Here is a 10,177-nt window from a genome sequence, read left to right as displayed (position 1 = left end):
CGTTTCAACCACGCAATCAGCAACTTGGACAACATTAACGAGAACGTGAATGCGTCGAAGAGCCGTATCAAAGATACAGATTTCGCGAAAGAAACGACGGCAATGACCAAATCACAAATTCTATCGCAAGCGTCAAGCTCAATTCTAGCGCAAGCGAAACAAGCGCCTAACTCAGCGCTAAGTCTGCTAGGTTAATCAATTTAACAAAGCAAGAAACCAAAGCCAGGCTCATCCCTGGCTTTTTGCTTATTGGCTATAACGATTCAGATGTGTCCTGACAGTATGTTCGATAAGGCATTCATATCGATTAGATGATCTCTTTAAATTCCAATGTTTCTGCGATGGTGGCGCAGAGACACCTGAGTCAAGCAACTGCGCAAAATGTTGAGTCACAACGCAACCTAACTTCGGGGTTTCGAATCAACTCGGCGAGCGATGATGCGGCAGGTTTACAGATATCGAATACTCTCCATGTACAAACGAGAGGGCTTGATGTCGCCTTAAGAAATGCGCACGACGCTTTTTCTGTTGCTCAAACAGCGGAGGGAGCATTGCACGAAAGCAGTGACATATTGCAACGCTTACGCTCTCTGGGGCTTCAAGCAGCAAACGGCAGTTATGACTCAAGTGATCGGCAAAGTATTCAATATGAGGTCGTAGCGCTGCAAGATGAGCTTGATCGTGTCGCGATCACGACAACATTTGCGGATAAAAACCTGTTTGATGGATCTTACGGTTCACAAAGTTTCCATATTGGCGCGAACGCTAATTCAATCTCTTTGACGTTACGTAACATGCGTAGCCATATCCCAGAGATGGGAGGGCAGCATTATGTTGGTGATGCGGTCGATAAAGATTGGCGAGTCACTAAAGATAACCAAACCCTAAAAGTCGAATACCAAGACAGTAAAGGGCAAACCCAAACGGAATCCATTGGACTCAAATTGGGTGACCGTATAGAACAGGTCGCCACTTACATCAATGCTCAACAATCGATAGTGAATGCTTCAGTAACGGAAAACAACGAACTGCAATTCTTCGCTTCTACGATGAAGGCGCCAGAGGGTGTGGTTCTCGATGGGAGTTTAGCGGATGAGCTTGATGTGAGCGCTGGTCAATTAGTCACAATGGATGACATCGATATGTCGACGGCAGGTAAGGCGCAGCTTTCAATTGGGGTGATTGATGCAGCAATTAAGTATGTTGATTCGCACCGGAGTGAAATTGGCAGCTTTCAGAACCGTGTAAACGGCTCGATGGATAACTTAAATACTGTGAATCGGAGTGTTACAGAATCCAAGAGTCGAATAAGAGATACAGACTTCGCAAGAGAATCTACGGAAATGGTGCGTTCTCAAGTGCTCCAAGATGCGACAACTGCATTACTCGCTCAAGCGAAGCAAAGGCCGAGCTCAGCACTAGGCTTGCTCAGTTGAACGTGTTTCAGCGATGCACATCGCTCAGAAAAAAGTCAGATAATAAAAAACGCTGCCAATGGCAGCGTTTTTTTCGTGTTCGATTAAGTAAAAATTACTTAGTTACACGTAGAACTGGAGTTTCACCAACAGTTACAGAACCAGAAAGCTTGTTTAGCTCTTTGATTTCGTCCATGTTAGAGATAACAACTGGAGTTAGCGTTGACTTCGCTTTCTCTTCTAGAAGAGCTAGATCGAATTCAATTACAGTGTCGCCAGCTTTAACAGTTTGACCTTCTTCAGCGATACGCGTGAAGCCTTCGCCTTTTAGTTCAACTGTGTCGATACCGAAGTGAACGAAAAGCTCAACACCGTCGTCAGACTCGATAGAGAACGCGTGGTTAGTTTCGAAGATCTTACCGATAGTACCGTTTACAGGAGCTACCATTTTGTTGCCTGCTGGCTTGATAGCAATACCGTCACCAACGATTTTCTCAGCGAAAACAACATCTGGCACGTCTTCGATGTTTACAATCTCACCAGAAAGTGGCGCGATGATTTCGATAGCACCAGCGTCAGCGCTGTCATCAGATACAAGCTTCTTAAGTTTGTCAAACAGACCCATTGTGTCATGCTCCTAAGGTTTGGTTTTATTCTGTCGAATTATAGTATACCAATATAGCTCATTAGACGACTTTTTTCGCCGTCTAATGGCCATTAAGTATTGAATTACTTGGTACTACCGATTACTGAGCTTTCTCAGCAATAAACTTTTCTACCACGGCTTCGATTTCTTCTGCTGTCGGTAGAGAAAGGGCTTCTTCAGCCATTGCTTTCACTTCTGCGAAGTTAGAGTTACGAACTACTTTCTTCACTTTAGGGATAGAGATACCGCTCATTGAGAACTCGTCCAGACCCATACCTAGAAGTAGAAGTGTTGCACGCTCGTCACCTGCAAGTTCACCACACATACCAGTCCATTTACCTTCTGCGTGAGAAGCGTCGATAACTTGCTTGATCACAGTAAGTACAGCAGGTGATAGTGGGTTGTATAGGTGAGAAATCATCTCGTTACCACGGTCAACCGCTAGCGTGTACTGAGTTAGGTCGTTTGTACCGATAGAGAAGAAAGACACTTCCTTCGCTAAGTGGTGTGCGATCGCAGCAGCAGCAGGAGTTTCAACCATAACACCGATTTCGATGTTTTCGTCGAACGCGTGGCCTTCAGCGCGTAGCTCTTCTTTGTACTCTTCGATCGCTTTCTTAAGCTCACGGATTTCTTCGACAGAGATGATCATTGGGAACATGATACGCAGTTTGCCGTGTGCAGAAGCACGTAGGATGCCACGTAGCTGATCACGAAGGATTTCACGACGATCTAGACTGATACGTACAGCGCGCCAGCCTAGGAATGGGTTCATCTCTTTTGGAAGATCCATGTATGGGAGATCTTTATCGCCGCCGATATCCATAGTACGGATGATCACAGCTTGACCGTTCATTGCTTCCGCAACTTCTTTGTACGCTTGGTACTGTTCTTCTTCAGTTGGTAGCGCAGTACGGTCCATAAATAGGAATTCAGTACGGTACAGACCAACACCTTCACCGCCGTTACGAAGGATACCGTCACAGTCTTTCACTGTACCGATGTTACCGCAAACTTCTACACGGTGACCGTCAGTCGTTTCTGCGTGTAGGTCTTTCAGTTTCGCTAGCTCTTCTTTTTCAGCTAGGAATGCTGCTTTAACCGCTTTCGCTTCTTCTAGCTCAGCTTCTGATGGGTTAACAACAATCTTGTTGTTCATTGCGTCAAGAATCAGCATGTCGCCATTCTTAACTTTCTTCGTGATGTCGTTAGTACCAACGATAGCTGGAAGCTCAAGTGAGCGAGCCATGATTGAAGTGTGAGATGTACGACCGCCGATATCACAAGCAAAACCAAGCACGTAGTCTAGGTTGATTTGTGCAGTTTCAGATGGCGTTAGGTCGTAAGCAACAAGAATTACTTCTTCGTTGATATCGCTAAGCGAAACAATGTTGATGCCTAGTGCGTTCTTAACAAAACGAGAACCGATATCGCGGATGTCAGTTGCACGCTCTTTTAAGTATTCGTCGTCTAGAGACTCAAGAGCACATGCTTGCTCTTCGATCACTGAGTGGATAGCGTGATCAGCAGTCATCTTGTCGTTTTTGATAAGTGCTAGGATTTCCTCTTCTAGCTCTTCGTCTTCAAGAAGCATGATGTGACCTTCAAAGATCGCTTCTTTTTCTTCGCCAAACGTTTCAAGCGCTTTTTGCTTGATAGTTTCTAGCTGAGCTGCAGATTTGTTACGAGCGTCAAAGAAACGCTGAACTTCAGCTTCTACTTGATCGTCAGAAATAGTGTTTGTGTTTAGGACAATTTCATCTTCTTGAAGTAGTAGTGCTTTACCGATTGCAATACCAGGAGATGCTAGGATGCCTGAAATCATAGCCTTACCTTAAGTTTGGTCAACTTTATAAAACGGGAGAATAATGGGTGCGCTAACGAATAGTTTTAGCTTAGTTTTGAGCCTATTTCCAACGAAGCCATTTTGCTTTCACAAAATGGCTTCTGGAGTAGGAGACCGGATTAGTGTAGTTGGTCCATTAGAGCAACTAGGTGGTCAACTGCTTGCTGAGCTTGTGGGCCTTCAGCAGAAATAGTAACTTGAGTACCTTTTACTAGGCCTAGTGTTTGTAGTTTGAACAGGCTCTTAGCGCTAGCGCTTTTACCGTTAGAAGTCACAGTGATGTCTGCGTCGAATGCTTTCGCTTCTTTAACAAACTGTGCAGCTGGACGAGTGTGAAGGCCGTTTTCTGCTGTGATTTCTACTTGCTTCTCGTACATGTGATATACCCCAATAAATGTATTTTTTTGTTAGTTTGTGACCAGATTTTAGCTTAACTGCTTTACATCTTGTGCGCTAGCACGGGAAGAGTTCAAAGCGCGTCAGTTCTGATACTAGTCAAAAGTTTGGTAACTACGCAACTGTTTGCGTGCGTAATCACTTTGAAACCTTTTTGTGTTCTGCTTCTTTATTTTGAAGCTAGAAATAAAACACCCTGATATTACCAAAGGTAGGGCAGGGATCAACAAAAAAGCCCCTAAACGGGGCTTTTTTAAACTAAAAATTGATTTGAACACATATTATTGTTGGTTCTCTTTTTCGGTAAAGATACCTGCAAAGAGTGCTGTACTTAGGTAACGCTCACCGGAACTTGGCAAGACAGTTACAATTGTTTTTCCTTCAAATTCAGGTAGTTCCGCAAGTCGGTTCGCTGCAACAACCGCTGCGCCAGATGAGATACCAGCTAGGATACCTTCCTCTTCCATTAGGCGACGAGCCATCTCAATCGCTTCTTCTGAGGTAACTTGCTCAACACGGTCAATAATGTCTAAATCGAGGTTACCAGGGATGAAACCAGCACCGATACCTTGAATTTTGTGTGGGGCAGGTTGGATTTCTTCGCCAGCAAGTGCTTGTGCAATAACCGGAGACTCTGCTGGCTCAACTGCAACAGAAGTGATGGCTTTGCCTTTTTCACCTTTGATGTAACGGCTTGTACCTGTGATAGTACCGCCCGTACCAACACCAGCAACGAATACGTCGATTTCACCGTCTGTCGCTTCCCAAATCTCAGGGCCCGTAGTCTTTTCGTGGATTTCTGGGTTCGCTGGGTTGTCAAATTGTTGAAGAAGTAGGTACTTCTCAGGGTTGCTTGCTACGATTTCTTCTGCTTTAGCAATCGCCCCTTTCATGCCTTTCGCCGCTTCAGTCAGCTCAAGGTTCGCGCCTAGTGCTTTTAGTAGCTTACGGCGTTCTAGGCTCATTGATTCAGGCATGGTCAATGTTAGCTTGTAACCGCGAGCAGCCGCTACGAATGCTAGAGCAACACCTGTGTTACCACTGGTAGGTTCTACAAGCTCTACACCTGGCTTAAGAAGGCCCGCTTTCTCTGCTTCCCAAATCATGTTTGCACCGATACGGCACTTAACACTGAAGCTAGGGTTACGCGCTTCAATTTTCGCGAGAACTTTGCCTTTACTTACTTTGTTTAGACGAACGAGAGGTGTATTACCAATAGTAAGAGAGTTATCTTCGTAGATTTTGCTCATAGTGATGTTCCTTCATTACACGTTGTGTGAATATGGATAGAAGAATATGCGGTATGAAAAAAAGGGAAAAGGATTAAAAAGTTATATCTTATTAGGTTGGCCCAGAACTTGATAAAAGAAAAGGGAAAAGCTGGCGCTGATCCCTTTCCTTAATCTCTAATCGACTATCGTTGGTGCTTAAACTCCGCGACCCACATAGCGGTTGCACCACATATTGCTACAGGCATGACAATGAGGTTCAAAATTGGGATCGTCGTAAATACAGACACCAATACCCCAAAGCCATAGGCCTTACCTTGCTTTTGTTTCAATTTGTAACGCATGTCGTTAAATGGGATTTTGTGGTTATCAAACGGGTAGTCACAATATTGAATCGCGAGCATCCAGGCGGTAAAGATAAACCATAAAAATGGGCCTACTGTTTGTCCAAGGGCAGGGATGAGCAATAACAGGAATAGGCCTATTGCTTTAGGTAAAATGTAAAGGAGCTTTCTCCACTCACGAGCTAAAACGCGAGGAACATCTTTCAGGACGGCAGTGAAACCATCATCATTTACTTTTTGTCCCGTTAAGTACTCTTCCACTTTTTCAGCCAAGAGGCCATTGAATGGCGCGGCGATAAAGTTCGCGAGCGTGCTGAAAAAATAGGAGAAGGTAGCGAGTATCGTTAGAGCGAGTAAAGGCCAAAGAATGTAAGTTAACCAGGATAAAAACTCAGGCAGCTGCCCAATCCAGCCTTCTATCCATATATTAAGGTTTGAAAATAGATAGAAGATGGCACCACCTACAAGCAAGATATTTGCAAGTAGAGGTAAGATGACAAAGCGCCTGATTTTAGGGGCTAGTGCCAATTGTATCCCGTATAGAAAATAACCGAACCCGGTTCTCTGCTGATTGTTTTTCTTCATGTCTATTTTGGCTTCGTGTAAATGAAAACTCATTGTACCTGTGAGGACTTTTCTTTCAAAGCCCTGACAAATGACGTCTTGTTAAGTGGAATCGTGGCAAGAATCACAACAAAAAACGGAACTTCTTGCATTAAGTTGTTCTAAATCTACATATAGTTTTGGTAAAGTAAACGTATCATTCAGATTTATTGCACTTGGGTTGCTGCTCAAGGAACTGCGAGTAGTAAAAACAAGTATATTGAGAGTAAATAATGCAGGAATTGCGATTCGTACTCATTGTTGTTGGCGCATTAGCCATCGCGGCATTACTGTTTCATGGTTTATGGAGCAGTAAAAAAGAAGGCAAAGCAAAGTTTGGTAACAAGCCACTTGGTAAGCTGGATGTTGACCAAGAAGACAAAAATGATCTTGTTGAGAAAGAACGAGACTTCGCTCCCGCTCCTGAAGATGACTTTGAGATCATTCGCAAAGATCGCAAAGAACCAGATTTTGGGATGGCGAGTTCTTTCGACAACAAGTTTGAATCTGACCCGTTATTCGGTGGTCCATCTGAAGTCAAACAGACGCAGCAGGAGCCGGATGACATCCCTTCATTTGTTGCAGAAAAAGATAAAGAAGAGGACGTTGAGCCTGTTGTTCAAGCAACAGTAGCTGAAGAGCCATTCCAGCCTGCTGTGGAAGAAGAAGTTATTCCCGCCGCGTTTGATATTACGGAGAAAGAACAGCAAGTCGAAACGGTTAGTGAGCCTGTCGTTGCAGAGCCTAAGGAAGAGCCAAAGCCAGAACCTGAAATGCAAGTGATTGTATTGAATGTGCACTGTGCTGGTGAAGAGCCATTTGTTGGTACTGCTTTATTTGAAAGTATGCAACAAAACGGTCTAATTTATGGCGAGATGGATATTTTCCATCGTCATGTCGACTTGTCCGGTAACGGCAAAGTGCTGTTTAGCGTCGCTAATATGATGCACCCTGGTACGTTTGAACATGCTGATCCTGCTGAGTTTACAACGAAGGGTATTTCATTCTTCATGACATTGCCTTGTTATGGCGAGGCTGAACAGAACTTCAACTTAATGCTCCGAACTGCGCAGCAAATTGCTGATGACTTAGGTGGTAACGTACTTGATGACCAGCGCAACTTAATGACGCCAGATCGTTTAGCATCTTATCGACGTCAAATAGTTGAGTTTAATGCCGCTAACGCATAATCTTAACAGCAAATAATAATAGGGCTCCGGATGGAGCCCTTTTTCTTGGATTTCCCAACCTCACCGATTGAAAATACACGGGGCTTTACTATGTCTGAATCAGTACTTCAGCGACTAGAAGAACTAAAAGAGTCGTTGCATTACCACGCTGTGCGTTACTACGTGGAAGATAACCCAGAGATCCCTGATGCCGAGTACGACCGTTTAATGCGAGAGTTACTGGATATTGAAGCTGAGAACCCTGACTTAATAACCGTAGACTCGCCAAGCCAACGTGTCGGTGGGCAACCTCTCTCTGCGTTTAGCCAAGTGACACATGAAGTACCGATGCTTTCGCTTGATAACGCGTTTGATGATAGTGAACTCGATAGTTTCCACAAGCGCGCACAAGAGCGCGTGGGCAGCCAGAGTGTGAAAGAATACTGTTGTGAGCCTAAATTGGATGGACTCGCCGTAAGTTTGTTATATGAGAATGGCGTTTTAGTTCAGGCGGCCACTCGAGGCGATGGTACTACGGGTGAAAACATCACAGAGAATGTGCGTACGATTAAAGCTATTCCTTTAAAACTCAGAGGTAATGACTGGCCAAATCGTCTTGAAGTTCGTGGTGAAGTCTTTATGCCGAAAGCTGGGTTTGAAAAGCTCAATGAATTAGCAAGGAAGAAAGGCGAGAAAATCTTTGTTAATCCACGTAACGCTGCGGCAGGTAGCTTACGACAATTGGATTCACGTATTACGGCTTCTCGTCCGCTTAGCTTCTATGCATACAGTGTAGGCGTGGTGCAAGGTGCAGAATTGGCAGCAAGTCATTACGAACGCTTTTTGCAAATCAAATCTTGGGGACTGCCAATGTGTCCGGAAACTAAGCGAGTTGAAAGCTTGGCGGATGTAAAAGCTTACTACCAAGATATATTGCAGCGTCGTGATGCCCTCCCTTATGAGATCGATGGTGTCGTTATTAAAATTGACGATATTGCCGTGCAAGAGCGTCTGGGTTTTGTTGCTCGCGCTCCACGTTGGGCGATTGCCTACAAATTTCCAGCTCAGGAAGAAATGACGACACTGAATGAAGTGGAGTTCCAAGTCGGTCGCACTGGTGCGATTACACCTGTTGCTAAACTAGAGCCTGTATTTGTTGGTGGGGTAACGGTAAGTAATGCGACGCTTCATAACGCAGATGAGATAGAACGTCTGCAAGTCAAGATTGGTGATCACGTTGTGATCCGCCGTGCTGGCGATGTTATTCCGCAAGTCGTTTCTGTCATCAAAGAGCGCCGACCAGAAACAGCTCGAGATATTGTTTTCCCAACTCAGTGTCCTGTTTGTGGTTCGCATGTTGAGCGGATCGAAGGAGAAGCGGTAACACGTTGTATGGGGGGCTTAGTTTGCCAAGCCCAACGCAAACAAGCGCTAAAACACTTTGTTTCTCGTAAAGCGTTAGACGTTGACGGTTTAGGCGATAAAGTGATCGAGCAGCTTGTTGATCGTGAGATGGTGAAAACTCCTGCTGACTTATTTAAGTTATCAGCGGGGATTTTAACCGTACTAGATCGCATGGGGCCAAAGTCTGCGCAGAATATTGTGAATGCGTTAGAAAAATCCAAAGAAACAACTTTACCTCGGTTTTTGTATTCACTGGGGATCCGTGAAGTTGGCGAGGCAACCGCAGCAAACTTAGCAATGCACTTTAAAACGTTGGGAGCGATCCAAAATGCTACCGAAGAGCAGTTGATTGAAGTGCAAGACATCGGTGCTGTGGTTGCTCAACATATTACGACTTTCTTTAGTGAAGAACAGAACCAAGCGGTGGTTAAAGATTTGCTTGAACAAGGAATTCATTGGCCAGAGATTAATACTACTGAGCAGGTGGGGGAATTACCATTAGAAGGTAAAACAGTAGTATTAACGGGAACACTTTCTCAACTGGGGCGTACAGAAGCCAAAGAAGCCCTCCAAGCACTGGGGGCTAAAGTGACGGGTAGTGTTTCTAAGAAAACCGATATTTTGTTTGCTGGTGAAAATGCAGGTTCGAAGCTCGCAAAGGCACAAGAACTGGGTATCGAAATTAAAACAGAACAAGACTTACTCGAATTGATGAATTAAGTCTTCTCAAAAAAGCTAAAAAATAACTAAAAGCCCCGTATGGTAAGCATGCGGGGCTTTTTCTTGTCCATAATTAAGTGTTTTTTTATTGAGTAATTGATGCCTTTGTTCTTTTCAGTGATCAAGATCGAACCTTGGGTTATTGGTTTTTTTGGCTTTTTTAGTCTGCGAGTGACTTCAAGTTGATACTTTCAGGCTAAATTTAAATGTTTGATTTTAAATGATATTTTGTTGATTTGTGTTGGTGTTGTTAAAAATAAGATCTGGATCAATAAGTTATATGGAACTTTGGAGTGGCTCATATTTTTTTAGAAAAAAAATAAGTTCCATTTGGATGTTTTTAGCTGCGAAGTTAGTCTTAATCACGTGGATACACGGTGTGTATGCAGGAACTAAAAAAAGCCA

The 10,177-nt window shown here is 44.0% G+C and carries 9 protein-coding genes; 4 read left to right on the top strand and 5 right to left on the bottom strand.

Features of this window, described 5'->3' with window-relative positions; all coding sequences use genetic code 11:
- Window positions 1–195: flagellin (locus R7P35_RS12770; protein WP_031855108.1), on the top strand; the 195-nt coding region annotated here is incomplete at its 5' end.
- Between the two features lie 116 nt (window positions 196–311).
- Window positions 312–1,436 carry a flagellin gene (locus R7P35_RS12765; RefSeq protein WP_025767004.1) on the top strand — a complete coding sequence of 375 codons (1,125 nt, stop codon included), beginning with the start codon at window positions 312–314 and terminating at the stop codon, window positions 1,434–1,436.
- Window positions 1,437–1,530: 94 nt separating this feature from the next.
- Here the strand turns inward: R7P35_RS12765 and crr are convergent, their stop codons facing one another.
- The 5 genes from crr to cysZ all read right to left on the bottom strand — a co-directional run bounded on the left by crr (window position 1,531) and on the right by cysZ (window position 6,461).
- Entirely contained in the window at window positions 1,531–2,040 is a 510-nt protein-coding gene (gene crr / locus R7P35_RS12760; protein WP_005382041.1) for a PTS glucose transporter subunit IIA, read from the bottom strand.
- A gap of 121 nt (window positions 2,041–2,161) precedes the next feature.
- Window positions 2,162–3,886, bottom strand: a complete 1,725-nt coding sequence (ptsI, locus tag R7P35_RS12755; RefSeq protein WP_005389298.1) for a phosphoenolpyruvate-protein phosphotransferase PtsI — start codon at window positions 3,884–3,886, stop codon at window positions 2,162–2,164.
- Window positions 3,887–4,026: 140 nt separating this feature from the next.
- Window positions 4,027–4,284 (bottom strand): HPr family phosphocarrier protein, encoded by a 258-nt coding sequence (locus R7P35_RS12750; RefSeq protein WP_005382043.1) that lies wholly within the window; start codon window positions 4,282–4,284, stop codon window positions 4,027–4,029.
- 300 nt (window positions 4,285–4,584) lie between these two features.
- On the bottom strand, window positions 4,585–5,553 hold the full coding sequence (gene cysK / locus R7P35_RS12745) for a cysteine synthase A (RefSeq protein WP_005382045.1): 969 nt from the start codon (window positions 5,551–5,553) through the stop codon (window positions 4,585–4,587).
- A 164-nt stretch (window positions 5,554–5,717) separates the two neighbouring features.
- Window positions 5,718–6,461, bottom strand: coding sequence for a sulfate transporter CysZ (gene cysZ / locus R7P35_RS12740; RefSeq protein ID WP_025767003.1), 744 nt, complete (start codon window positions 6,459–6,461; stop codon window positions 5,718–5,720).
- 251 nt (window positions 6,462–6,712) lie between these two features.
- On the opposite strand from cysZ, the gene zipA reads away from it, so the two are divergent.
- Together zipA and ligA are read left to right on the top strand one after the other, a co-directional pair.
- Window positions 6,713–7,669: a cell division protein ZipA gene (zipA, locus tag R7P35_RS12735; protein WP_017819969.1), complete on the top strand. Its 957-nt coding sequence runs from the start codon at window positions 6,713–6,715 to the stop codon at window positions 7,667–7,669.
- 90 nt (window positions 7,670–7,759) lie between these two features.
- Window positions 7,760–9,772, top strand: coding sequence for an NAD-dependent DNA ligase LigA (ligA, locus tag R7P35_RS12730; RefSeq protein ID WP_017819968.1), 2,013 nt, complete (start codon window positions 7,760–7,762; stop codon window positions 9,770–9,772).
- Window positions 9,773–10,177: the final 405 nt, after the last annotated feature.

Source organism: Vibrio sp. Vb0304 (assembly GCF_033338995.1).
Classification (GTDB): domain Bacteria; phylum Pseudomonadota; class Gammaproteobacteria; order Enterobacterales; family Vibrionaceae; genus Vibrio; species Vibrio alginolyticus.
Note: the sequence above shows the minus strand (reverse complement) of the source record. Positions and strands in the feature narration are given on the sequence as shown.

Excerpts from the sequence above, each read along its gene's own strand:
- R7P35_RS12750 (WP_005382043.1), bottom strand. The coding sequence starts at position 4,284 with ATGTACGAGAAGCAAGTAGAAATCACAGCAGAAAACGGCCTTCACACT.
- crr (WP_005382041.1), bottom strand. The coding sequence starts at position 2,040 with ATGGGTCTGTTTGACAAACTTAAGAAGCTTGTATCTGATGACAGCGCT.
- zipA (WP_017819969.1), top strand. The coding sequence starts at position 6,713 with ATGCAGGAATTGCGATTCGTACTCATTGTTGTTGGCGCATTAGCCATC.
- cysK (WP_005382045.1), bottom strand. The coding sequence starts at position 5,553 with ATGAGCAAAATCTACGAAGATAACTCTCTTACTATTGGTAATACACCT.
- ligA (WP_017819968.1), top strand. The coding sequence starts at position 7,760 with ATGTCTGAATCAGTACTTCAGCGACTAGAAGAACTAAAAGAGTCGTTG.
- R7P35_RS12765 (WP_025767004.1), top strand. The coding sequence starts at position 312 with ATGATCTCTTTAAATTCCAATGTTTCTGCGATGGTGGCGCAGAGACAC.
- cysZ (WP_025767003.1), bottom strand. The coding sequence starts at position 6,461 with ATGAAGAAAAACAATCAGCAGAGAACCGGGTTCGGTTATTTTCTATAC.
- ptsI (WP_005389298.1), bottom strand. The coding sequence starts at position 3,886 with ATGATTTCAGGCATCCTAGCATCTCCTGGTATTGCAATCGGTAAAGCA.